Raw genomic sequence first — 23,511 nt, forward strand, 5'->3', positions numbered from 1 at the left:
TTCCGATCCGTCGTGCTCCGTCCGACGTACCCATCACTGCCTCCTGTTGATCTTGCTGTTCCTGGAAGTGCTGCTGATCCTGGAAGTGCTGTCGGTCCTGGTGGCGCTGTCGGTCCTGTCGACCGTCGTCATCGGCGGCCGGAAAGGCGTACTGCCTCAGCGGCCGGTGTGGATGTAGGGCGCCCACGCCGCCGGTGAGGCGGCGTGGCGAGCGCGAAGTTCGCGTACCACCCCGTGCAGGGCGACGGCGCAGTCGCCCACGTCGATGCCGCCGCCGTAGCGCCGCAGCGAGCGGTACAGCCGACGGGCGAGGCCGGCCGAGACCAGGTCCGCCGCCTCCCACAGTGAGCCGATCACCTGGGGGTATCCCGCGGTCAGGAACGCCGACGTCAGGTGAATCGCCTCGTCCGGGAGCCGGTCGGTCCGCGAGGTGTTGCAGGCGAGCAGCACGGCGAGCTGGGCGTACGGCAGTTCGTGGCGGTTGACGGCCCGCACCTCAAGGGGTCCGTCGGCCAGCAGCAGGTGGCTCTTCGACGGGTTGTCGGGGTCGCTCACACCGTGACAGGCGAAGTGCACCGTGGACGCCGACGGCAGTGCGGCCAGCACCCCGTCGACCGTGGCGTCGGCGTCCGCGATCACCCGCAGTCCGGCCAGCGCGCCGGCCGCGGCGGAGATCTCCGCCGCGGCCGCCCCGGAGCCGCCGTCCGTACCGGTGGCGCGGCCCACCGCGAGGTGCCGGGCGGCGCCCTGCGCCGCGGGGCGACGTTCCAGTCGGGCGTGCCGCAGCGCCCTGATGCTGGGCGTGTAGGAGGAGGCGACCCGGTCGAGCACGGAACGGCGCTCCCCCAGGTCCGCCTTGCGCTGGTAGCCGGCGGCGTGCAGCGGCAGATGCGCCAGCGGGCCGGAGGCGGACCACCACAGCCGAGGGACAGCGTGTCTCGGCGTCCCGTCCGGGATCGGCTCGGTGAGGCCGGCCGCCCGCAGCACCGGTTCCGCGACCTTGTCCCACAGCCACTCAAGGGTCCGGAAGATGGTCTCGGCCGCCGCGGCGCGCACGTCCTTCGGGCTGTCCAGATCCACGGCGACCGCGGCAAGGAAGTCCCGGGCCGTGTGGGCCAGCAGTCCTTCGGTCACGTCGAGTGTCACGGTCCTGATGCCCCGGGACGTGACCACCAGCGCGTCACATCGCAGCCGGTCAATGTTGATCAGCACGATGGGCCCCTGTACCGCCTCCGCCTGCATCTGCATCGCGGTCGGCGGCAGCAGGAAACTGCCGAAGCCGGGGTGGGACCGGATGTCACGGAGGAGCAGCCGCCACTGCTCGGCCGCCCGGTGCTGCGCCCGTACGCCCGAGGTCTCGTCCCGCGACGCGATGTCATCGGCCTCCCGCATCCGCCCGGCGAGGTCGGTGAAGCGCGCGGCGAGCCGTGGATGAGCCTCTGCGAGGTCGGACACGTCGCCGCGCGCCTCCAGGTCCTGGCTCATGAGGACGGCACGGCCCTGTTCCAGCAGCGCGGCCGCCTGTTCGGTCCGGCCGGCGGCGAGCGCCACCGCGCACCCGGTTCGGGTCAGGCTGGTGCCCGTCGAACTGTCCGGGGACGGCCCTTGGAGGGCAGTGTGCACGGCGCGCTGGCGATCGTCGCGGTGCAGCGCCCGCGAGGTGAGCAGCGGCAGCATCTCCAGCGCGACGGCCGCGGCGTCCGCGGCCCGTGCCCAGTCCCCGAGCTCCACCCGGCGGCCGAGCGCGACGCGCGCGTTCTCGAATCTCACCGCTGGGGGCAGCTTGGCCTCTGCCTCAGGCTGCCACCGCACCTCGGCTTCCTCGACCCCGATCAGGTCTCGGCGGAGGTCGTGGTCGGCCATCACCACCAGGTCGGTGATCGTACGCAGCGTCGGCCGCAGGCGTTCACGCTGCTCCGCCATGCTGCCCCAGTGGCCGGGGGCGTCCGGGAGCGCCTCCAACGTGCGGGCCACCTTCCGCACCAGCCCGACCGCCTCCTTCGACATGTCCGGGTCGCGGCGGAGCATCGAGACCCCGGCGAGGGCCTTGGCGTAGAACATCGCGCAGGCGACCCACTGCGGTGACTCGGGGCGGACGTGGTCCACGGCCCACCGCAGGCCGTCGCAGGCCCGGAGCATCGTCGCGGCGTCGCCGCGGAGCGAACCGTACGCCTGCCGGTGCTCCTCGACCGCGCACAGCAGTTCGATATAGCGGGAGCTGGTGGCCGGGAGGGTGGCGAGTACGTCGTCGCCGGCCCGCACAGCCCGCTCCAGGTCCGCGGCGTCCCTACTGATGAGGTACTTCGCGGCCCACACCTGGAGCAGGGCCGCGGCCGTCCATCCCCGGCGGCCGGCACTGAGTCCTGGTTCGGCCAGCCTGGCGAGCAACTGCTTCTCGGCGAGCGCCAGTCGGCGCGGGTCCGACGGAGACGTGTCGACCCCGACGAGACTGCGGAGGACCGCTTCCGCGTCTGGTGGCAGACCCGTCAGGTCGGACTCCAGGGCAGGGTCGGAGACGAGGCCGGGCGCGGGCGCCGGGCAGGGCGGCCAGTGCGGTGAGGTGGAGGACGCGGGTCCCCCGTCGCCGCCCGGTGCGCGTTCGCGGTCCGGCCCGCGAGGAGTTCGCGCCTCCGGGTCCGGAGCACCGCCGAAGGAGGCCATCTCCTCCGGTCCTGCGCCCGGTGACCGGTAACCGGGGCTGCGTGGCGGTTCGTACAACCGGATCGGCGGCAGCGGGGGAAAGGTCAGGAGTGGACCCATCCACGGCCGCACGAGGCGGAGAAGACCTCCCGACTTGAACGGGAGCATTCCCATCAGCCGCACCATCTCGGCGGTCGCGGCGCGCTTCTGGGCGATATGCGGAAGCAGCGGGTCGCCCGGCCGCAGGTCCCGCTGCAACATCGCCCACAGCTCGTCCGACCTGGCGACGTCCCGCCGGGATCCGCTGAGGACGGCGCGCGCGGCCAGCAAGGACGCCATGTTGACCGCGTAGACGCCGCCGTCGTCCGGTGGCCCGTCGGCCCGGAACGCCTCCATGTGCGCGATGGCCTCGTCGGCCGTCTTGAGGTCGAGTTCGTAGGTCAGTACGGACATCAGGGCTATCGCCAGCAAGAGGTGCACCGGGGCGGCCTCGTGGGGCCGATAGTCCGTGCCGTGGACCCGCGCGTGCTCCACGCCCGCCAGCGCCAGTCGGCCGGCGGTGACCGCGAAGGCGGCCGAGGCGCGGTCCTTCGGGTCCGCACGGAATCTGACGACGGCGGCGTGTGCGGCCGTGCGCCCGACCAGTTCCGCCTCCAGGTGGTCGGGCGTGACGGCGTCGTGGGCGGCTCGGGCCAGCCGCCACATCTCGGGGAGCGCCGACTCGTCGCCGGACTCGTACCGGAAGCACGCGGACTGGGCGAGCCGTACCAACAGGCAGCAGCGTGCGATGTCGTCCCGCGGGAGCGAGTCCGCCAGCCGGGCCGCCGCCGACTCGATGGGCAGGACCGGCTGGAAGTGCCGGGGCAGCGGCAGTTCGGGGTAGGTGGCGGCGACCCTTACCGGGTCGTCGGCCGTACGCCCCTGCTTCTGCGCGCCGAGATGGTGCTGAACGTCGCGCGACAACCGGTAGTCGCCGAAGCGGAACGACAGGGTGCGCTCGGCCAGCCACAGGTGCAACACCCACGCAGGCCGCCCGGGATCGTCCCGCGCGCCGGTGTCCAGCGCGAACTCCAGCAGCGCCGCGGCGGCCACCGCCGCGTCGCGGCCGCCGCTCGACCAGGAGGACAGCAGCAGTCCGTCGGCGGCGGACAGCCAGCTCCGCGGGTCGGCGCGGACCGCGCCGACCCGGCGTTCGATGTCGGACGACCAGGACGCTTCACAGCGTCGCATCACGCGGTCCACGACTGCTCTCATATCCGGCATGTCGAGTCCTCTCTGAAGGGTGGGACGGTCGGGACTTGCGGGTCGGCCGCGCGGCACGTGGCGATCGGCGGGCCGCGGGGTGGGGCGGTCGGCTGCCGACGAGCGCGCGCCCGGACGGGCGGTCATGTCCGAGCGCGCGCCCGGACGGTTCAGCAGACGAGGTCCAGGACGACGGAGCGGTTGCGTTCGGCGGGGCCGGGCAGCAACCGGCCTTCGCTGTCGAGGTCTTGGACGTGGCCCGGCCACCGCGTGCCGACTCCCCGCAGCGTGATGTCGTGGGCGGGCACACCGAGCGAGACGAGGACGTCGCGGACCGCTGTTGCGCGGTCGAGGGACAGTCGCCTACGGCCATCGGCCGTTCCCGCGGACGCCGTCGTACCGATGAGCCGGATCTTCGCGTGGTGGGCCACGGCCCAGTCGGCGAGTTCCCTCAGGGCGGCGGCGGCAGCAGGCCGGTCGCGCAGTACCGACGTGTCGGGCAGGAATCCGACACTGCCGCTGTTCCGCAGCACGTGGTTCCCGCAGGAGGGCGGATACGTTTCCAGGGGACGCACCGTGACGACGGACACGGCGGGGGTGTGCGGTACGGCGGCACCCGTGGCCGGCACGGGGTCGGCCGCGACGCACTCGGCCCCCGCCTCGACGGCGATCGCCTTCCATATGGCGACGAGGTTCTTGTGCTCCGGGAGCGGCAGTCTGGCCTGCGGCGGCGCCGTGTCGCCGACGCCGCTGAAGAGGACGGAGATACCGGTGAGCTGCGGGAGCGAGCCCTGCCTCTTCAGGAAGTCGGCGACATCGGTGGCCTGGGCGTCCAGCACGCCGTCACGGCGGAAGTCCAGTGGCGCGACAGTCTGAAGCCCGGAGTCGGCCACCACGACCGTGCCGCCCGGACCGACGTTCCCCGCGGCCTCGGCCAGCGCCGCGAGCAGGTCGGCCTCGGGACGGCCGGCTTTCATGCGGTGGATCGTGTTCGTCAGCGACTTCACGAATGTGTCGTGGTCTTTGGCGCTGCGGGAACCGTTCTTGCCCGTGTCCTCGAAGGCCCCGCGGAATTCCACGTCGGGTGCGCCGTCCACTCCGACCACGGAGATCAGCTGACCCCCGTCGATCGCGGTATCCACCAGTGAGAGCGCGGCGGGTGTCAGTCGGGGCGCGGGTGTGTTGGCTCGGGCGCCGAGGACGAGGGCGACGCGGCCTCGGCCGGTGGCGCACGCGGCGGCCTGCTCCCGCTGCTCCGACGCGCTGTTCTTGGCCGGGTGACCGCAGCCGGATGCCGCAAGCGCCACGGCACCCAGCAGGCAGAGAGCGGTGAGTCCGCGGAGAAGGGATCGTAATCTCGGTGATGCCATGGTGTGTGCTCCAGGAGTTCGAATCGATCGACGGCGCGGGGCCAGGTTCAATGAGCCCGGCCGCCCGGAGGCGACCGGGCGACCGGATGACGAGCGGGAAGTGGCGGGACGCTGCGCGGACGTCAGGGGCTGGTCCAGTGCCGGCCGCACGACGGGCAGCGCAGGCCCAGACGGCAGTTCGAGCAGTCCGGACACGGCAGCAGACGACGAGCGCAGTGGGGGCAGAACTCGGGCCGGGGAGCGGGCGGCCGCATCGGGAACGGGCGCGGCTGCGGGCTCACGCCGCCGCCCCTTGGCCGTTCTCCGCATCGGGCTCGTCGGACTCCCCCGGTCCGTCGGGCCGATCGGCGGCGCGCAGGTCGGGGCCCTTCCAACCGCCGGGGACGAGCCGGTCCCCTGAGTCGGTGAGTCCGTCGGTGGCCGCCGGGTCCGCGATGTGCACGGCCATCAGGAACCGGGCGTAGTGCTTCAGGTCGTCGGCCCAGCCGAGGCATTGCCCGGTAGCCACCTCCCAGCGCCGGTGGTCGCGCTCGCGCTCGGCCAGCTCCTGCTGGTGGCGGTGGACGGCACGGACATGGCGTGGCGTCAGCCGCTGCACCTCCTGCCGGGCGGCCGCACGGTGTGCCAGGGCCATTCGGTACGCCGTGGCCAGCGGATTGTGGGCGAGGTACGCCGTGACCGCCGCCAGCAGGCCGCCGGCCAGGTAGAGGCCGAGGAACAGCAGGGCCGTGCCGAGATTGGCGCTGCCGGTCAAGTCGTCGGCGGGCGCCCCCGCGGTGCTCGGGAGACCGAGGGTCTCGAGCCCGCTGCCCCCCGACGTGGCGGGCGTGTTGGTGGCGCGGACGAAGAAGCACACGGCGCCCATGAACAGCCAGACCATCGTCAGCACCACCGCGAGAGCACCCACGGCCGGCGTGGACCGCTCCACGAACCTGCGGGCGAGTACACCCACCTGGTGGCTCACAGCCAGCGCCAGGCCGGTGAACCCGAGGACAAGCGGAATGATCATCCACCCGGCCTCGTTCACCAACAGGCCGACGACTTGGTAGAAGGCGATCCCGTCTGCCCCCACCGCCAGCACCAGCGCGAGGTAGGGGTAGTAGTGCCTGGTTCTGCCGACGACCAGATCAGGGTCGGCGAACGGCATGTGACCGGGCGGGACGGTTCTGCTCATGGGGTCGGTCCTCCTTGCGGGGGCGGGGTGGGTTCAGCGGGCGACGCGGCCTCGGCAGGCCCGGCGGGCGACACGCTCACAGTGGCGGGCGGGGAGAGACGGGCACGGAACGCGCTCAGGTCGCTCTCGGCCCGGCTGAGGTCGTCCTTGGCGTGGTCGAGTGCCGTCTGCGCGTCCGAGAGCTCCTCGGCGGCCACGCCGATCAGGTGGTCGCAGACCGCCTCGCGGAGCTTGTGCTCGGATTCGAGCCGGGTGACCCACTGGACCGTCCAGGCGTCGATGAGGTTGTCCAGCGCGGTGCCCGTACCGGCGTCGATGGCGTTGGGGGCGAGTTCGCCGACGAGTTGGCGCACGGTCTCCTCGGCGGTGCCGAGATCGGCCGGTGGCGCCATCCGGTAGAGCGCCGGAATGGTCCAGCTCGGGTCGCCGTCGACCACGGTCGAAAACGTCGGCTCGGGCTGTTCGGGCGGGCGCTTGGTCTTACGGCGGAGAAAGGGAAGGTCCACGGAGGGTCCTCTCGGGGCGGGTGTTCACGGGTCCGTCGGTGGTTGGGCCGTCCAGGGAACGGCCGTTCACGAGTCCGGCGGGATTCAGCCGAGTTCGGGACGGTGGCCCGCAACCCAGGCGGGCAGCTCGGGACCGCCGTACTTGGCCTCACCGTTGATCCGGGCACCGTCCGCGTGTCGCCGGACCAACTGCCGGTCGTAGGCCATGACACGGCGCATGGCCTGCTCGTGCAGGTAGACCGCGCGTGCCGCGGCGGCTTCCTGCCGCACCGCGATACGGGCCTCGACCGTGTGCAGTTCGACGGTCAGTGCGGCAGCACGCCCGGCGGCCTGTTCGGCGGCGGAGCGCAGGTCGGCGAGCCGGCGCGACCATTCGCGCGCCCGGCGGGCGCGCACCACCGCCTCGGCGGTCTTGTGCTCGCCGCCGCGCCGCCGGTTCTGCTCTTCCTCGCTCAGGGGGCCGGCCGACTCGGCGACGGCTGCTTCGGCCTCGGCGGCGAGCCGTTCGGCCTCCTGTACGCGGGCCCGGAGGACCAGCGCCCGGCCCCGGTCCTCGGCGGTCTCCCTGAGGCAGAGGATCCATTCGGCCTGCTGACCAGCGGCGGCTCCGCGACCGAGGAACTCGGGCGTCGGGGTGCCGCCGACGCCGCTCTCGCCGAGCGCGGGCAGTCCGGCCTTCGCGTCGCGGTTGGCATGGTGCCGGTCCACCAGGCGCAGGTGGATCGCATAGCGCCGGGGCTTGGGCAGGGGTGCGGGCTTGGTACGGCCGTTGAGGCGAGGGGACATCTGGGGCCTCCCGTGGGCTTGGCAGGCACCGCGAAGCGGTGCGACGGACGGGAGGGACGCCCTGTGCACCCTCGCAAGTCCATCGACATGAAGCGTCTCTTCTTGTCTAACCAGAGTCAACTCTGTTTGTGAATATTCTCTACTTCAGGAGCAAAAGTTATCTGGGGTTTACAGATCGCTACAAGCCAGTACTCTCGTGACGTGCACTGACCTGCGATTAGAGGAGAGACGGCCAGTGATCCTCAAAGCCCAGATCCCCCCCATCCCGGAGAGCCGGGGCCGGCAGATGCCGGCCCGGCTCGCCCGCAAGGTGGGACCGCTCTTCGGAGTCGCCTGGGACGGCGCCCCGGGCGGCATGCATTCCTGGTGCTGCGACTACGCGCAGGTGACGCTCGCCGAGATCATGCGCGGCGCCCCGCGCCCCGCGAAGCCGTCCGAACTGGGGGACCACACCGACCGCGGCCTGCCGGACAGCGAGGTGACCAAGGCGGGGCACACTCCGATCGCCAACGCCACGGCGTCGCGCTACGGCCCCGACACCAAGGCCGCGTTCGTCCTCATCGGCACCAATGTGCTGCTGGCGCCGGTCACCGAAGCCCTCGGTCGGGCGCTCGACGAGATTCCCGTCGAGGACCCGCACCTGCTCATCGGCGCCTTCGCGTACAGCCTGCTCGAAGTCTTCCGCTCGGAGCCGATCCTGCTTGTCGCCGCGCTCCAGGCGCAGGGCGTGCAGCACGCGCTGGGCGCCCTGGACGCCCCGGTCCGGAGCGAGGGCGTGCGGAGCCTCGCCTCCCACGAGTACGGTCCGATCCGGGCGCGGTACGACGCCGATCACGCGCCGCTCGGTCTGGACCTCGTGGAGAAGTTGGCGACGGTCCTGTGCGCGCGCCTGCGCCCCAGGGAGTCGAACGAGGTCGGCATGAACGAGCCGCTGCCGGGCGGGAGCGCCCGCGACCGCTTGCGCCGCACCGTCGTGGGCATGGCGCAGGCCACGCTCTTCGACCTCTCCGCGGTCACGGACGACGCCGCGGTGCGCATCGTGGACAACAAGAAGGGCCGGAGGGCTGAGCTCCATCTGCACACCGAGGTACGGGTGCGGCGCTTCGCGCAGGCGGTGCTCCCCCACGTCGAGCTGCCACCACAGGAGACCCCCGCCCGGATGGCGGACAAGCTCAGCTTGCTCCAGTCCGTGATCGAGGAGACCCCGTCCGGTCCCGATCTCGACGTCAAGGCCGCCCTGACCGTGCGACAGGGCCTGGTGACGGCGACGCTGGCGCTCTTCGAGGACCGGGACGAGTCGACCCGGCACGTACGGGCCCGCATGCTGGAACAGTTCGCCGACCGGGTCCGCGAACTGTTCGGCGCGGACTCCCCCGAGTTCCTGTTGGAGCGGCTGCACGCGCTGGCCGATCTCGTGCAGTTCCCCGCCGCGCAGGACGAGGACCCGTCACACCCGCAGATCGTCACCCGGCGTGCGGGGTGGCTGCGCGAGGGCGTCGCGCTGGCGAAGACGCTGATGGGCCGGGTCAGCGGGGGCAGCGTGGACGGCGGATACCTCGCCACCCGCCTCGACGACCTGCTGGTCGGCGTGAACCAGTTGCGCAAGGCCCAGTATGAGGCTCACGTCACCGGGCTTCCCGACGCGGAGCAGATCACGAGAGAGCTCATCCCGCTCTGGGACGACTGCATCGAACTGCTCACCTGCTTCTTCGAGAACGGCAGCCCGCGCTACTACGTGCGGCTGCACAACTACTGCGCCTTCCTCGTCGGGGCGGGCTCGAACGTCGAGATGCGCGAAGAGGGCCTGGAGCTGTACGACAACGAGGTGATCCCGGTCCGCCGCCGGATGAACGAGTTGGGCACCGCGTTCACCTCCCTGCGCAACGTCCTCCAGGTAGCGATGCGCGGGCACGTCTCGCTGGCCCGGGACCTTGACGACCCGCAGCGCTCGCGCGAGCACCTGGCGGCCGCCCGGACGTACGCAGCGGAGATCCGGGCCAACACCGACGAGGTGGACCGACTGCTGGAGTACGCGGGCGAGCGGGCGACCGGGTTCGTCATGGCGCTGAGCCTGGCGAACTGCTTCCTGACCTCGGCGGAGTACGCGCTACCGGACGATAGGGCGGACCGCGCCAGGTGGGCCGAGCAGGCCGCGGAGCTGATGGCCGTCGCGGCACCGTACGTCTCCGGCGGCCAGAGGAACCGCGCAGACCGCAGAAGGGAGTTCGAGAACCTCGGCAGCCGACTGCGCGCCCTCGACAGCGCCGCCGCGTGAGACACGCGCCGGGCATGAACCGCGCCGGCGAGGAGTACGGGGACCGGTCGCAGCCGGCCCCGTGACAAAGAGCACCGCGCACACGTCGACGACCGTCGATACCCCCGCCGCACGGGTCTGGCCCCCGCGATACGGTGCGCGTTCCCGCCGCGGCCCGCTGAGTCAGCGGCGGCGGAGGGAGGGGTCGAGGAGGGCGGGCGGGGTGTCGAACTTCTCCTGGGGGGCGAGGTCGGTGCCGGGCGGGACGATGGCGTCGAGGGCGTCCAGGACGTCGGCGGTGAGCACGGTGTCGGCGGCGGCGAGCTGCGAGTGCAGGTGGTCCAGGGTGCGGGGGCCGATGATCGCGCTGGTCACGGCGGGGTGCGCGGTGACGAAGCCGAGCGCGAGCTGGATCATCGTCAGGCCGGCGTCGTCGGCGACGCGGGCGATCCGCTCGACGGCGTCGAGCCTGGCCCGGTTGGACGGGACGGTCAGGTCGAAGCGCTCCGGGAGGTGGGCGGAGCGGTTGGTGGTGATGTCGCGGCCCTCGCGGACCGCGCCCGACAGCCAGCCGGAGGCCAGCGGGCTCCAGGCGAGCACGCCGAGCCCGTACTCCTCGGTCACCGGCAGGACATGGGTCTCGATGCCGCGCTGGAGGATCGAGTAGCTGGGCTGCTCGGTGACGTAGCGGGCCAGGTGCTGCTCGCGGGCGGCCCACTGCGCCTGCACGATGCGGTACGCCGGAAAGGTCGAGGAGCCGAAGTAGCGGATCTTTCCCGCGCGTTGGAGGTCGGTGAGGGCCGACAGCGTCTCCTCGTCGCTGGTGCGCGGGTCCCAGCGGTGCATCTGGTAGAGGTCCACGTGGTCGACGCCGAGGCGGCGCAGGCTGTTGTCCAGTTCGGTGACCAGCCAACGGCGCGAGCTGCCCCGGTGGTTGCGCTCGTCGTCCATCGGCATGGTCGCCTTGGTGGCCAGCACGATGTCGTCGCGGCGCCCGGCGATGGCCTTGCCGACCATCTCCTCCGAGTCGCCGTGCCCGTACATGTCGGCGGTGTCGATGACGTTGATTCCGGCTTCGAGGGCGGCGTCCACGATGGCGGTGGCCTCGTCCTGCGTGGTGCGGCCGATCGCGCCGAAGTTCATCGCGCCCAGCGCGAGGGTACTGACCTGCACGCCGGTGCGGCCCAAAGTGCGGTACTGCATGAGTGGAATCCTCCGTGCTCTGGCATCATGAGATAAACGGAACATTGTTCCGCCACAAACGACGATACGGAACGACGTTCCGGATAGCAAGCGCGACTGCCGGGGACACGGGACGGAGGACGGTGCGGTGAACGACGGAGAAGGCGGCGCGGGCGTGCGGGGCGGCGCGGACGCGGGGGGCGGCGCGGACGCGCGCGGCGATGCGGACGGCAGGGGCGGCGCGGCAGGCGGCGCGGGCGCGGCCCCCCGGCCCAAGCGTGCGGACGCCCGGCGCAACAAGGAGGCCCTGCTCGACGCGGCGGCGGCCGTCTTCGTGACGTCAGGCGTCGAGGCGCCGGTACGGGACATCGCCGCCGAGGCGGGCGTCGGCACTGGCACGATCTACCGGCACTTCCCGACCCGCGCCGACCTCATCATCGCCGTCTACCGGCACCAGGTCGACGCCTGCGCGGAGGCCGGTCCCGCGCTGCTGGCGGCCGACCCGTCCCCGTACGCCGCCCTCGGGCAGTGGATCGACCTCTTCGTGGACTTCCTGGTCACCAAGCACGGGCTGGCGGGCGTGCTGCACTCCGACGAGGCCGGGTTCGACGCGCTGCACGCGTACTTCCTCGACCGGCTCGTGCCCGTGTGCACCCGGCTGCTCGACGCCGCCGTCGCCGCCGGCGAGATCCGCTCGGACGTCGAGGCGCGGGTGCTCATGCGGGGGGTCGGGAATCTCTGCATCGGGGCGGACAGCGATCCGGGGTACGACGCGCGGCGCCTGGCCGGTGTCCTCGTCGCCGGACTGCGGCTGCTGCCGTAACGGTTCCCGGCGCCGTTCTCAGCGCCCCAGACCGCCCGAAGCCCCCCGTACGCCCCCGCCGGAAGCCTCATGCCCCCTTACGCCCCCGCCGGAAGGCGGCTGTCCAGCGCCCGGATGAACCCGGCGACGGTCGCGGTCATGGCGCGCCGCCCCTCGCGGAGATAGACGCGGGGGTCGGTGATGTCGTCCACGGCGAGGCGGGCGCGGACGGCGCCGGTCATGGCGATGTCGAGCCCGGTTCCGACGGTGACCTTGCTGATCCCCTCGGCGGCGGCGAGGCCGAGTTCACCGGCGGTGGCGCCCGCCGTGTCGCGCAGGACGAGGGGGACGTCGAGGGCGGTACGCAGCCGGGCCAGCAGTCGGCGGTCCGGGTGCGCGCCGAGCGGGACGGTCAGGGCGTCGACTCCCGTCGCGGCGACGAAGGCGCGGGCCGCGGCCGGGCCGCCGCCCGGCTCGGGACCGGTCGCCGCGCCCGCGGGGACGGCCGCCGCGTCGGCCTCGATCCACAGATTCTGCTCGTGCGCCCACTGCGCGGCGTCGCGCGTCACCGCCACGTTCTCCGCGTACGGCAGGCGCGCCGCGTCGTACATGATCGAGCTGAAGCCGCAGTGCGCGGCCTGGGCGAGGAGCGCCGTCCTGCGCACCCGGTCCAGATGCAGCGCGACCGGTACGGCGGCGGCCCGCGCGGTCTCCGCGGCGGCGCGGGCGAGCGGCAGCAGGCGCCCGTCGTAGTACTGCACCACGCTCTCGCTGACCTGGATGATCACCGGGGAGCCGACCGACTCCGCGCCTTCGACGACGGCTTGTACGTGTTCGAGGGTGATCGCGTCGAAGGCCGCGATGGCGCGGTGCTCGACCGCTGCGGCGGTGATCAGCGCGCGGGCGGCTGCAAGAGGCATGGGTTCTCCCGACGGTGCTTGCGCGAGGATGCTTGTATTTGCACCTTACTCCGCACAATCGAACACTTTCAAGCATTCCTGGTGCGCGCAGTCCGCACGGCCGTGGGGTCCGCGCGCGTGTGCCACGCTGGTGCGCGCACGATCACGCCGAACCGGTCGAGCCGAGCCCGATCAGCCGCGCACGGTCAAGCCGAACCGGCCAAACACGCACGATCAAGCCGAGGACGATCACGTCACGGAGGAGAACGCCTGTGTCCAGGGACGCCCGGTGGACCGCACTGCTGGATCTGCTGGCCGAGCACGGCCGCGTGGAGGTGGAGGAGGTCGCGACCACGCTCGACGTCTCCACCGCCACCATCCGCCGCGACCTGGACCAGCTCGCCGAGCAGCAGATGCTCACCCGCACCCGCGGCGGGGCCGTCGCGCACGGCGTCTCGTACGAGCTGCCGCTGCGCTACAAGACGGCCAGGCACGCCTCCCAGAAGCAGCGCATCGGCAGGACGGCCGCCTCCCTCGTCGCTCTCGGCGACGTCGTCGGCCTCACCGGCGGCACGACCACCACCGAGGTCGCCCGCGCGCTGGCCCTGCGCGGCGACGTCACCGCGGACGGCACCCGCCAGCCCGCCCTCACCGTCGTCACCAACGCCCTCAACATCGCCAACGAGCTCGTCATCCGGCCCCAGATCAAGATCGTCGTCACCGGCGGCGTCGCCCGCCCCCAGTCCTACGAACTCACCGGCCCCCTCGCCCGCGGCGTCCTCCAGGAGATCATCCTCGACATCGCCGTCCTCGGCATCGACGCCCTCGACCCCGCCCAGGGCGTCTACGCCCACCACGAGGACGAGGCCAGCATCAACCGCCTCCTCGCCGAACGCGCCCAACGCGTCGTCATCGCCGCCGACTCCTCCAAAATCGGCCGCCGCGCCTTCGCCCGCGTCTGCGGCCTCGAAACCATCGACACCCTCATCACCGACGAGGCCATCCCCCCGGAAACCGCCGCCGCCTTCGAAGAAGCCGGCATCACCGTCACCATCGCCTGACCCGGACCCCGCCCCTGACCCTGACCCCGCCGGGCCCGCCCGTGGCCGTTCGCACCCCTTACCCTTCCGCCATGGCACCGAGCGACGTCACCCGTACGGAGATCAGCCGGGCGATCGAGGAGTTCGACCGGCTCGGCCGCGACGCGTTCCTGCGGACGTACGGCTTCCGCCCCGCGCTGCGTTACTTCCTCCTGCACGACGGAAAGCGGTACGACTCCAAGGCGATCGTGGGCGTGGCCCACGGCTACCTCCCCGGCCGGCAGCCGCTCGCCCCGGCCGACTTCTCCGGCGGGCTGGCCGCCGCCGTCGGCGTGCTCCGCGCGCTCGGCTACATGGTGGTCGAAACCCAAGCCGAGGCCGAAGTCGAAGTCGAAGCCGCGAGCGGGGCCGGGGCCGGGTCCGACGACAACGCCGTCCTGCTGGGCGCGTACGGCGAACTCGTCCGCCGCATAGGGCGGTTGAAGGTGAACAAGGCGCAAGGGGCCCCGCTGCTGTACCAGCCCATGACGCTGCTCTGGGCGCTCGGGCGGGCGGGGCGGGGGCGCGCGCGGGTGCTGCCGTGGAGCCGCGTCGAGGAGGAGCTGGGCGGGCTGCTCGAACGGCGCGGGACGCGGGGCGAGCGGGCGCGGGCCGACTATCCGGTGGCGGCGCTGTACCGCGCGGGGCTGTGGGAGCTGTCCGGCCACTCGGGCGCCGTACCGCCCGCGCACGGTGATGCGACGCTGGCGCGCTGGTTCGCCGAGCAGCAGCCGTCGGGCGGTCTGACCGAGGCCGTGTACGACCTGCTGCGCCGGTCGGGCGAGGCGCGGGCCGTCGTCGTCGACACGCTCGTGGACACGTACTACCAGGACGTCGACCCCGGCCCGCTCCTGCGCGAGGTCGGGCTCGATGACGACGAAGTCGACGTGCCCGACGAGACCCACGAGACCCACGAGACCCACGAGACCGAACGGTACGGAACCGGGCCGCATGAGGACCGTCAGCCATACCGGGACGGCCAGGTCGCCGAGGGGGCGGAACGCTTCACCCCCGACCCCATTGTCCTCGCGGCCGGTTACGACCGGCTCTGCCGCGCCGCCGAGCACCACGAGAAGCGGCGCGGGACCGGCCGCGTGAGCACCACCACCGAGCGCTACGTCCGGTCGCGCGCGGCGCGTCAGGCCGTCCTCGAGCGCTGCCGCGGACTCTGCGAGAACCCCGGCTGCACGGGCCAGCCCGCGGACACGACACCGAGCGGCGCGGCCATATTGGAGATCGACCACGTCGTCGACCTCCAGCTCGGCGGACGCGACCACCCGGGCAACATGGTCGCCCTGTGCCCGAACTGCCACGCGGTGAAGACCCGCGGGCGCGGGCGCGAGAAGCTGCGCGCCGTCCTCGCCGAAGAGGCCGGAAAGCGGCACGCGGCGACTCTCGCCCGTCGGCACAGCCGCGGTCCTGGCGGTAGCACTGGGCGGGGGGACTGATCGGCGGTACGGGAAAGCGTCGTCGGGAACTACGCAGATTTAACCTCTCGGCTCCTTCTACGGCGGGGTCTACGCGCGTATCTTGAGCCGGATCGCTCATTCCGGCTCATGGTGATGTGCCGTCATGAGACGTGGAAATACGACGTATTCATCGCGTTCAACGCACCGCACGAAGGAGACCCTCACCGGTGTCGCACATCTCTGGGGCAGAGCCCCGCCCTGACAGACCCGGTACTGCCGGGAACCGCAAGCGGCTGGTCACGATCGGGATAGCCGGCGCTGTGGTGCTGGCCGCGGTCGGCGTGCACACCGCCTTCGCGACGCCGTCCGCCGATGTGATGGTGTCCGAGGTGTACGGCGGCGGCGGCAACTCCGGTGCCACGTATACGAACGACTTCATCGAGCTGGCCAACTCGGGCAGCGCTCCGCTGGACCTGAGCGGGTACAGCGTGCAGTACCTGCCGGGCGCGCCGACGCCGACGTCCAAGTGGCAGGTGACGCCGCTGACCGGGTCGCTCGGCGCGGGCGCGCGGTATCTGGTGCAGGAGGCCGCGGGCACCGGCGGGACGACGGCGCTGCCGTCGCCGAACGTGGTCGGCGCCATCAACATGTCCGGTACGACGGGAACGGTCGCCCTTGTGCACGGCACCGACCCGCTGACCTGCGTGACGAAGGCGGACTGCGCCGCCGACGGCACCATCCGCGACCTGGTCGGCTACGGCACGGCCGCGGTGTTCGAGGGCAACGGCCCGGCGGCCGGGGCGAGCAACACCGACTCGGTGGCGCGCCCCGCCCTGACGGACACCGACGACAACGCGGCGGACTTCACCGCGGGCGCGCCCACCCCGGGCGCCGCAGGTGACGGCGGCGGCCCGACGACGCCCCCCACCACCCCGCCGACCACGCCGCCCACCTCGCCCCCGACCGGCGTCGAGGCGAAGATCCACGACATCCAGGGCGACACCCGGCTCTCCCCGCTCGCGGGCAAGGCGGTCACCGGCGTGACCGGCATCGTCATCGGCGTCCGCTCCTTCGGCTCCTCGCAGGGCTACTGGGTGCAGGACCCGACGCCGGACGCCAACCCCCGTACCAGCGAGGGCATCTACGTCTTCACCGGCTCGGTCACCCCGACCGTCGCGGTCGGCGACAGCGTCTCGCTCGCGGGCACCGTCTCCGACTACTACCCGGGCGGCACCTCCGCCGGCGGCCAGCCGGTGACCGAGCTGACCAAGGCCGCCGCCACGGTGGTCTCGCACGGCAACGCGCTCCCCGCGCCCGTCGTCCTGGACAAGAAGAGCGTCCCCGACGCGTTCGTCCCGGCCGTCGGCGGCGGCACGATCGAGAACCTGCCGCTGCGTCCCGACGAGTACGCGCTCGACCTCTTCGCCTCGCTCGAGGGCATGAACGTGCAGATCGGTGACAGCCGCGTCGTCGGCGCCACCGACCCGTACTCCGAGCTGTGGGTGACGGTCAAGGCGGACCAGAACAAGACCAAGCGCGGCGGCACCCTCTACACGGGCTACGACCAGCCCAACTCCGGCCGTCTGATGGTGCAGTCGCTCATCCCGACCGCCACGCAGGCGTTCCCGGTGGCGAACGTCGGCGACACGCTGCGCGGTACGACGGCGGGTCCGCTGGACTACAACCAGTACGCGGGCACCTTCGCCGTCCAGGCGCGCACGATCGGCACGGTCAAGAGCGGTGGCCTCAAGCCCGAGGTGACCGACAAGGCCAAGTCGGACCAGGCGACCATCGCCACGTACAACGTGGAGAACCTGGCGCCCGGCAACCCGCAGTCGAAGTTCGACGCGCTCGCCAAGGGCCTGGTAACCAACCTCCGTTCGCCCGACATCGTGGCGCTGGAGGAGATCCAGGACAACAACGGCGCCACCGACGACGGCACGGTCGCCGCGGACAAGACGCTGACCAAGCTGACCGACGCCATCAAGGCGGCGGGCGGCCCGAGTTACCAGTGGCGCTCGATCGACCCGGTCAACGACAAGGACGGCGGCGAGCCCGGCGGCAACATCCGCTCGGTGTTCCTGTTCAACCCCGACCGTGTCAGCTTCGTCGACCGTCCCGGCGGCGACTCCACCACCGCGGTGGGCATCACCGGCACCGGCTCCAAGACCGCGCTGACCGTCTCCCCCGGCCGCATCGCGCCCACCGACCCGGCGTGGAACAGCAGCCGCAAGCCGCTGGTGGGTGAATTCACCTTCCGCGGCGAGAAGTTGTTCGTGATCGCGAACCACTTCAACAGCAAGGGCGGCGACCAGGGCATCGACAGCCGCTTCCAGCCGCCGGTCCGCAGCTCGGAGGTGCAGCGCAACCGCCAGGCGATCCTGGAGCACGACTTCGTGCAGCAGCTCGAGAAGGCCGACCGCAACGCCAACGTCGTGGTCCTCGGCGACCTGAACGACTACCAGTTCTCGCCCGCCGCCCAGGCCCTCACCGGCAACGGCACGGTCCTCACCGACCTGGTCAACACCCTGCCCAAGGACGAGCGTTACTCCTACGTGTACGAGGGCAACTCCCAGGTGCTGGACCACATCCTGGTCAGCCCCAGCCTGAAGCACGTCGACTACGACGTGGTGCACATCAACGCGGAGTTCGCCAACCAGACGAGCGACCACGACCCGCAGGTCGTCAAGATCAAGCCGTAGCAGGTCGTCATTCGTACGGCGTCACGTCGTCGCAGGTCGTCGTACGCCTGAGTGACGCGTGAGGCACATGTGAGGGGCGGGCCCGGCGGGGTCCGCCCCTTCGCGCTGCCCGGCTTTTCTGCCCCACGCCTTGACGCGCGCATGGCGGAGTTATAGACCATTACCTGTTCGAGAGAGCGCTCTCACGAGCGTGCCCCACCCTGTACACGGTCCCCCACCCGGTCAGGAGTCCTCATGCACGCCACGCCGGAAGGCAGCGCGATGCCACACGGCAGCCTCTCGCAGTCAGCGCTCCCGCACGCGCCCTGAGCCGCCGGAAACGGTTACGCCGTAACGCGCGGTCCCGCCGCACCCAGCGGTCACGCCGCGCTCAACGGCCCCGCCGTACACGGCGGTCACGCCGTACGCGGCGGTCACGCCGTACGCGGCGGTCACGCCGTACGCGGCGGTCACGCCGTACTCCGCACATGGGCGCACCCCCCACAACGCTTCGTCGGGACAGGAGATCTCGCATGTCCACCGGACACGCACCAGAGCAGGACCACGGGCACGACCCTCAGGACCGGGCCGGTACGGCCGGCGCCGCGTCGCACCGCGGGCGCCGCTCCCGCACCCGGATCGGCCTCGCGGCACTGGCCGTCGGCGCGCTGGCCCTGGCCGGCCTGACGGCGGTGGCGAGCCCGGGCGGCGCGGCCACCCCCGCGGCGGCCCCGGCCGTCGCACCCGCCGCCGTACCCGCCCCTCCGGCCGGGTTCACCACCACCTGGAGCGACGACTTCAACGGCGCCTCGGGCACCGGGGTCGACGGCGGCAACTGGAAGTACGACACCGGCCCCGGCAGCAGCTTCGGCACCGGTGAGATCGAGACGATGACCAACAGCACGTCCAATGTCTTCCAGGACGGCAACGGCCATCTCGTGCTGCGCGCCCTCCACTCGGGCAGCGACCCGCGCGCGGGCTGGACCTCGGGCCGGATCGAGACGCAGTCGTCGTCCTTCGGGGCGCCTCCCGGCGGCGTCGTGATGATGCAGTCGTCGATCCAGCAGCCGAATCTGACGACCGCCAACGGCGCCGGCTACTGGCCCGCGTTCTGGATGCTCGGCTCGACGCTGCGCACCGGCACCACGTGGCCGACCTCCGGCGAGGTCGACATCATGGAGGACATCAACTCCCGCAGTTCGGTGTTCGGCACGCTCCACTGCGGCGTCAACCCCGGCGGTCCGTGCAACGAGTCCACCGGCATCGGCAGCGGTGAACGCGCCTGCTCCGGCTGCCAGACCGGCTACCACACCTACGCCGTGCAGATCGACCGCTCGGTCTCGCCCGAGCAGATCCGCTGGTACCTGGACGGCGCCAACTACTTCACCGTCAACGCCAATCAGGTCGACGCCACGACCTGGGCCAACGCGGTGGACCACCCGTTCTTCATCATCTACGACCTCGCGATGGGCGGCGGCTTCCCCGACGCCTTCGGCGGCGGCCCCAACGCGGCGACCGTCAGCGGCGGCCAGATGAACATCGACTACGTGGCCGTCTACAACAAGGGCCCGGGCAGCACCACTCCGCCGTCCAACGGCACCAACCTGGCGCTGAACAAGCCCGCGACGGCCTCCTCCACGGAGAACGCGGGCACCCCCGCCTCGGCCGCCGTCGACAACAGCACCACCACCCGCTGGTCCAGCGCCTTCAGCGACCCGCAGTGGCTGCGCGTCGACCTCGGCGCCTCGCACGCCGTCAACCAGGTCAAGCTCAACTGGGAGGCCGCCTACGCCAAGGCGTTCCAGATACAGGTCTCCAACGACGGCACCAACTGGACCAGTTGCTACAGCACCACGGCGGGCACCGGCGGCCTCCAGACCCTCAACGTCAACTGCACCGGCCGCTACATCCGCGTGTACGGCACCCAACGCGCCACGGCCTACGGCTACTCCCTCTGGGACTTCCAGGTCTTCGGGAGCTGACACCCCCCGAAGCCCGCACCTCCAGGAGAGCTGAACGCCTCCCCCGCGTACCAGGGCGGGCGGACCCCCTGCCGGGCCCGCCCGCCCTCGCCGCGTACCGCCGCGTGTCCTACGCCGTCGCGAAGCGGAAGGTGCTCGTCACCGCGTCGAAGATGTCGTGGAACGCTTCGGCGAGGTCGAGGACGGGGCTGGCGCCGGAGACGAGGACGATCTCGGCGGGGCGGCCGGGAACGGGGATGTAGGTCTGGGTGAGCGCCATCCGGACCGTGCGGGTGTCGCCCTGCTCGACGGGGACGTCCTCGACGCCCACCGTGCGGGCGCACAGGCCGACTTCGGGGATCTCGACGGTGGTGACCCGCCGCCAGGCGTCGCCTTCGCGGCGGGGCGTGATCGTCCTGAGCGTCTCGGCGATGACGCGCGGGTCGGTGCTCAGCGTGGAGCCCTGGGAGCCGGTGGCGCTCACGACGGTGACGGTGACCATCGCGGTCAGCGGGACGCCCTCGAAGTTCTCGGCCATGCAGCCGCAGTAGAGCGCCCCCGCGTCATGGGCGTCACGGGCCATCCGGCGCAGCAGCGCGACCAGGTCCTTGCGGTACGGGGCCAGTTCGGGGACGGCCCGGACGCGCGCGTCGATCAGCGCGCGGACGGTCTCCTCGCGGCCCTCGGGCCGTACGTCGAACTCCCACCACGACTCGGGTACGGACAGGGAGACGCCGACCGGCGGGGCGGCGGGGGCTTCCGGCGTGCTCTCGTTCATGACCGGCTATTCCTTCGTGCCGTGCGGGGCGGGCCCCTGCTGCGGGCCTGGGGCGCTCTCGGTGGAGTCGGCGAGCTGCTTGGCCAGGTCGGTGTCCACCTTGCGGATCTCGCTGACCACGGTGGTCGCCATCTTCTCCAGGCCGGTGAGCTGCTTGTGGATGTCGCCCCTGCCGTCCTTCCAGTTGGACTGGAAATGGTCGAGCGCGCCGGCGACGCTGCCGTCGCCCATGTCGTCCTCGAAGGCCCGCAGGGTCGCCTTCGTGTCGTCGAGCCGCTTGGTGATCGACCCGAGCATCGTGGCGAAGTCCTCCAGCAGGTCGAGCGGTATCGCCAGCCGGTCCTCGCTCATGCGTCGCCGTCCTGCCAGTCCAGGCTGCGGGCGCGGTACGTGTAGGTGGCGCAGAATGCGGCCAGTTCGGCGGGGAGCGGCTGGACGCAGTCCACCGAGTAGTCGAGGAAGTATTTCGGCGCGATGGCGTTGTACTCCCAGAAGGTGTATTCGGGTTCGAGCCGGTCGAGCACTTCCTGGTAGAGGTCGCGGACTTCGAGGAAGTCGAGCAGCTCCGGCAGCGTCCATTCGGCGACGGATTCGCCGGGGTCGCTCGGCAGCCGTGTCGTACCGGCTTCCGAGGACTTCCGCAGCGGACTCCCTGCGGCGAGCGTCCGCACGTCGTCGGCGGAGAGGAAATGCCAGGGGCCGTCCTTCTCGACGAACACCCAGCTGTCGACGTTGGCATGGCGGAACAGCTCGCCGGACGCGCCGAAGAACACCTGCTCGGTGAAAGCCATTCCGGGGCGGCGCTGCTGCCGGGTCCGCCCCTCGAACTCGACCTCCACGTCGTGGTCGCCCTGGGTGAGCTGCCGCAGCGCGTCCGCGCGGAACTCCCGCCGGTACGGGGAGCTGCGCAGGCACGAGTGGTGGAAGGAGCCTTCCAGGAACACCTCTTGGGGGTCCCAGGGCGCCAGCAGCATTCGGTAGCTCTTCACGAACGTGGTCCAGCCCGGCACCTGGAGGACATAACGTCCGCAGAACTGGCAGGCGTTGGGTCCGTTCATCGCGCCCGAATCCTCCGTACTCACACTCAATGCCGTCGCTGAAGGTGATTCACGCCGACTATACATGAGGCACTCTCACCATGTACCCGCGGTCATTCATGGGACCGCCCGGCGGATATTGCCCCTGTGGCACGTCGATAATTCCGTTGTGGTCGAAGAACGTGACATTGCCGTCGCGGCTGACCACGGCTTCCACGTGCCTGCTCGCCTTGTTGTCGAGGTCGAACTGCATACTGTTCCGCATTCCCCGGGCCCGTTCGATATCGGTCGGCGGCCCCGGTATGCGGTCCTCGGGGTGGGTGTGGACGGTGAACTTGTAGCCCCGGCCGCGCAGGTCCTTCGGAATGGAACTGCCGATCTCCGTGCCCCGGAAAAGCCGCAGTTCGCCGCCGGGGCCCTGGACGATGGCGTGTTCCACACCCGCGAATTTCTGGAGTTCCGCGAGGTGGGTGACATTCACCTCGGCGGGGCGGATCTGGATGTGGCCGTCCTCCAGCGCCTTCACCAACTGCTTGGCCTTCGGTGACAGATCGCGGAAGGGAATGGTGCCGCCGGGCAGCCGGTCGCCGCCCTTGAAGGCGACCGTGATCGCCCGGAGACCCTCGCCGCCGTCCCGGATCAGCGATGCCATGTTCTTGAGCGCGCCCTTGGCCGAACCCAGCGCGTGGGCACCGATCTTGAGCAGGCCGCCCGCCTTGTAGAGCTCGGCGAGCTTGCCGAGGGAGGTCAGGCCCTTGGTCATGGGGACGCAGTCCAGGACGGCGAAGAGCACGTCCCACAAAGTGGCCTTGCCCTGGATGTATTTGGTGACGGTGTCGGCAAGGACGAGCAGCGCCGCGGCGACGACGAGCCAGGCGAGCGGGCCGCCGATGATCATCACGACGATGCCGAGGACCGCCACGATCCACTTGCAGACCGTGATGATCTCGTCCCAGTGGTCGGCGACCCAGTGGACCGCCTTCTCCCACCAGTGCCGGTTCCTGATCCCCGCGTCCGACGCCTCGTGCAGCCTGGCCACCGTGCGTCGCGCCGCGTCCTCCCGCATACCCCGCGCCTGCTCCGCCAGCCGCTTCGCCGCGTCGAGCGCCGACTGCGCGGAGGAGACGGCCTGCTGGGCGTCGGCCCGACGGGCCTTGGCGGCGGCCAGGTCACGGGTGGCCTGGCGGACCTGGTCCGAATCGGGCGGCGGGACGGTCGCGCCGTGGTTCTTCGCCGGATCGTACGAGTCGGCGGTCGACGTGGCCGTGTGCACCCAGTCCTGCGCACCGTTCAGACCGCTCTGCGCGGAGACCAGCCGGGCATGCGCCGTGCGCCCGTCGGCCAGGGCGCGGTCCGCCTGGTACTGCGCGTGCTCCAGATCCGGCCAGTACGACTCCAGCGCCTCTGCCGCGATCCGGTACGACGTATGCAGCTTGTCGAGATTCTTCGGCGTCGACCCGAACTCCTCCCGGAACGCGTCCGCCGACAGCCCCGCCCACGCCAGGATCGCGTCCTCCGACTGCATCCCCTTCACCAGCCGCAGCGCGCCGCCCACATCGTCCGCGAACTCGTGCAACTGCCGCGACAACGTCTTCACCCGCGACGCGTCACCCGGAACCGGATCGCGATCCATGTCGAGTATGTGCCAGTCGCTCGGACGACCCATGCGTCAATTCCCCCGTCGGCGCGTGGTGTTCAGCGGGTGGTGTTC

The 23,511-nt window shown here is 71.5% G+C and carries 19 protein-coding genes; 7 read left to right on the plus strand and 12 right to left on the minus strand.

From position 1 onward, the window contains the following. Positions 1-46 precede the first annotated feature (46 nt). Positions 47-178 (plus strand): hypothetical protein, encoded by a 132-nt coding sequence (locus ACIP4Z_RS09505; RefSeq protein WP_401306225.1) that lies wholly within the window; start codon positions 47-49, stop codon positions 176-178. On the opposite strand, the gene ACIP4Z_RS09510 is transcribed toward ACIP4Z_RS09505, so the two are convergent. The 5 genes from ACIP4Z_RS09510 to ACIP4Z_RS09530 form a co-directional block, all read right to left on the minus strand. Next, the gene (locus ACIP4Z_RS09510; protein ID WP_401306227.1) at positions 157-3,870 is read right to left on the minus strand and encodes a CHAT domain-containing protein; all 3,714 of its coding nucleotides are present in this window, start codon (positions 3,868-3,870) and stop codon (positions 157-159) included. The two genes, ACIP4Z_RS09505 and ACIP4Z_RS09510, sit on opposite strands and share 22 nt — an antisense overlap. Positions 3,871-4,052: 182 nt before the next feature. Beyond that, a complete protein-coding gene (locus ACIP4Z_RS09515; RefSeq protein ID WP_401306229.1) occupies positions 4,053-5,189 on the minus strand; it encodes an OmpA family protein in 1,137 nt (378 codons plus the stop codon). Positions 5,190-5,529: 340 nt separating this feature from the next. Further along, a complete protein-coding gene (locus ACIP4Z_RS09520; protein ID WP_355349340.1) occupies positions 5,530-6,426 on the minus strand; it encodes a hypothetical protein in 897 nt (298 codons plus the stop codon). Continuing rightward, positions 6,423-6,932 (minus strand): hypothetical protein, encoded by a 510-nt coding sequence (locus ACIP4Z_RS09525; RefSeq protein WP_391044707.1) that lies wholly within the window; start codon positions 6,930-6,932, stop codon positions 6,423-6,425. Before ACIP4Z_RS09525 ends, ACIP4Z_RS09520 begins: the two co-directional genes overlap by 4 nt. Before the next feature lie 84 nt (positions 6,933-7,016). After that, positions 7,017-7,718, minus strand: coding sequence for a hypothetical protein (locus ACIP4Z_RS09530; protein WP_355349334.1), 702 nt, complete (start codon positions 7,716-7,718; stop codon positions 7,017-7,019). Positions 7,719-7,953: 235 nt separating this feature from the next. Between ACIP4Z_RS09530 and ACIP4Z_RS09535 the strand changes: the two genes are divergently transcribed. Then, a complete protein-coding gene (locus ACIP4Z_RS09535; protein WP_391044703.1) occupies positions 7,954-9,993 on the plus strand; it encodes a hypothetical protein in 2,040 nt (679 codons plus the stop codon). A gap of 162 nt (positions 9,994-10,155) precedes the next feature. Here ACIP4Z_RS09535 and ACIP4Z_RS09540 read toward each other — a convergent pair whose 3' ends face one another. Next, entirely contained in the window at positions 10,156-11,175 is a 1,020-nt protein-coding gene (locus ACIP4Z_RS09540; RefSeq protein ID WP_391161504.1) for an aldo/keto reductase, read from the minus strand. A 286-nt stretch (positions 11,176-11,461) separates the two neighbouring features. On the opposite strand from ACIP4Z_RS09540, the gene ACIP4Z_RS09545 reads away from it, so the two are divergent. Next, a complete protein-coding gene (locus ACIP4Z_RS09545; RefSeq protein ID WP_391161735.1) occupies positions 11,462-11,977 on the plus strand; it encodes a TetR family transcriptional regulator in 516 nt (171 codons plus the stop codon). A 77-nt stretch (positions 11,978-12,054) separates the two neighbouring features. Here the strand turns inward: ACIP4Z_RS09545 and ACIP4Z_RS09550 are convergent, their stop codons facing one another. Next, positions 12,055-12,876, minus strand: a complete 822-nt coding sequence (locus tag ACIP4Z_RS09550; RefSeq protein ID WP_401306232.1) for a class II fructose-bisphosphate aldolase — start codon at positions 12,874-12,876, stop codon at positions 12,055-12,057. Positions 12,877-13,127: 251 nt separating this feature from the next. Here ACIP4Z_RS09550 and ACIP4Z_RS09555 point away from each other — a divergent pair, with 251 nt between their 5' ends. From ACIP4Z_RS09555 to ACIP4Z_RS09565, 3 genes are all read left to right on the plus strand, one after another. Beyond that, positions 13,128-13,916, plus strand: a complete 789-nt coding sequence (locus tag ACIP4Z_RS09555) for a DeoR/GlpR family DNA-binding transcription regulator (RefSeq protein ID WP_188283080.1) — start codon at positions 13,128-13,130, stop codon at positions 13,914-13,916. A 71-nt stretch (positions 13,917-13,987) separates the two neighbouring features. Continuing rightward, positions 13,988-15,382 (plus strand): HNH endonuclease, encoded by a 1,395-nt coding sequence (locus ACIP4Z_RS09560; RefSeq protein ID WP_401306234.1) that lies wholly within the window; start codon positions 13,988-13,990, stop codon positions 15,380-15,382. A gap of 281 nt (positions 15,383-15,663) precedes the next feature. Next, the gene (locus tag ACIP4Z_RS09565) at positions 15,664-18,045 is read left to right on the plus strand and encodes an endonuclease/exonuclease/phosphatase family protein (protein ID WP_401306236.1); all 2,382 of its coding nucleotides are present in this window, start codon (positions 15,664-15,666) and stop codon (positions 18,043-18,045) included. 285 nt (positions 18,046-18,330) lie between these two features. On the opposite strand, the gene ACIP4Z_RS09570 is transcribed toward ACIP4Z_RS09565, so the two are convergent. Continuing rightward, positions 18,331-18,498: a hypothetical protein gene (locus ACIP4Z_RS09570; RefSeq protein ID WP_401306238.1), complete on the minus strand. Its 168-nt coding sequence runs from the start codon at positions 18,496-18,498 to the stop codon at positions 18,331-18,333. A 59-nt stretch (positions 18,499-18,557) separates the two neighbouring features. On the opposite strand from ACIP4Z_RS09570, the gene ACIP4Z_RS09575 reads away from it, so the two are divergent. After that, the gene (locus tag ACIP4Z_RS09575; RefSeq protein WP_355349321.1) at positions 18,558-20,006 is read left to right on the plus strand and encodes a discoidin domain-containing protein; all 1,449 of its coding nucleotides are present in this window, start codon (positions 18,558-18,560) and stop codon (positions 20,004-20,006) included. 109 nt (positions 20,007-20,115) lie between these two features. On the opposite strand, the gene ACIP4Z_RS09580 is transcribed toward ACIP4Z_RS09575, so the two are convergent. Genes ACIP4Z_RS09580 through ACIP4Z_RS09595 form a run of 4 tightly spaced genes read right to left on the minus strand, consistent with a single transcriptional unit; the run spans position 20,116 to position 23,466 of the window. Then, complete coding sequence (locus ACIP4Z_RS09580; RefSeq protein ID WP_391044687.1) at positions 20,116-20,763, minus strand: hypothetical protein; 648 nt, start codon at positions 20,761-20,763, stop codon at positions 20,116-20,118. 6 nt (positions 20,764-20,769) lie between these two features. Then, on the minus strand, positions 20,770-21,114 hold the full coding sequence (locus tag ACIP4Z_RS09585) for a hypothetical protein (protein WP_391122829.1): 345 nt from the start codon (positions 21,112-21,114) through the stop codon (positions 20,770-20,772). Beyond that, a complete protein-coding gene (locus ACIP4Z_RS09590) occupies positions 21,111-21,821 on the minus strand; it encodes a hypothetical protein (protein WP_401306241.1) in 711 nt (236 codons plus the stop codon). Before ACIP4Z_RS09590 ends, ACIP4Z_RS09585 begins: the two co-directional genes overlap by 4 nt. A gap of 58 nt (positions 21,822-21,879) precedes the next feature. Continuing rightward, the gene (locus ACIP4Z_RS09595) at positions 21,880-23,466 is read right to left on the minus strand and encodes a putative T7SS-secreted protein (RefSeq protein WP_401306243.1); all 1,587 of its coding nucleotides are present in this window, start codon (positions 23,464-23,466) and stop codon (positions 21,880-21,882) included. Positions 23,467-23,511 lie beyond the last annotated feature (45 nt).

The organism is Streptomyces sp. NPDC088910 (genome assembly GCF_044749865.1).
Lineage (GTDB): Bacteria > Actinomycetota > Actinomycetes > Streptomycetales > Streptomycetaceae > Actinacidiphila.

What these genes read in the sequence shown, in the direction of transcription:
- ACIP4Z_RS09510 (WP_401306227.1), bottom strand. Translation starts at nt 3,870, where the DNA reads ATGCGACGCTGTGAAGCGTCCTGGTCGTCCGACATCGAACGCCGGGTC.
- ACIP4Z_RS09520 (WP_355349340.1), bottom strand. Translation starts at nt 6,426, where the DNA reads ATGAGCAGAACCGTCCCGCCCGGTCACATGCCGTTCGCCGACCCTGAT.
- ACIP4Z_RS09530 (WP_355349334.1), bottom strand. Translation starts at nt 7,718, where the DNA reads ATGTCCCCTCGCCTCAACGGCCGTACCAAGCCCGCACCCCTGCCCAAG.
- ACIP4Z_RS09540 (WP_391161504.1), bottom strand. Translation starts at nt 11,175, where the DNA reads ATGCAGTACCGCACTTTGGGCCGCACCGGCGTGCAGGTCAGTACCCTC.
- ACIP4Z_RS09550 (WP_401306232.1), bottom strand. Translation starts at nt 12,876, where the DNA reads ATGCCTCTTGCAGCCGCCCGCGCGCTGATCACCGCCGCAGCGGTCGAG.
- ACIP4Z_RS09560 (WP_401306234.1), top strand. Translation starts at nt 13,988, where the DNA reads ATGGCACCGAGCGACGTCACCCGTACGGAGATCAGCCGGGCGATCGAG.
- ACIP4Z_RS09575 (WP_355349321.1), top strand. Translation starts at nt 18,558, where the DNA reads ATGTCCACCGGACACGCACCAGAGCAGGACCACGGGCACGACCCTCAG.
- ACIP4Z_RS09580 (WP_391044687.1), bottom strand. Translation starts at nt 20,763, where the DNA reads ATGAACGAGAGCACGCCGGAAGCCCCCGCCGCCCCGCCGGTCGGCGTC.
- ACIP4Z_RS09585 (WP_391122829.1), bottom strand. Translation starts at nt 21,114, where the DNA reads ATGAGCGAGGACCGGCTGGCGATACCGCTCGACCTGCTGGAGGACTTC.
- ACIP4Z_RS09590 (WP_401306241.1), bottom strand. Translation starts at nt 21,821, where the DNA reads ATGAACGGACCCAACGCCTGCCAGTTCTGCGGACGTTATGTCCTCCAG.
- ACIP4Z_RS09595 (WP_401306243.1), bottom strand. Translation starts at nt 23,466, where the DNA reads ATGGGTCGTCCGAGCGACTGGCACATACTCGACATGGATCGCGATCCG.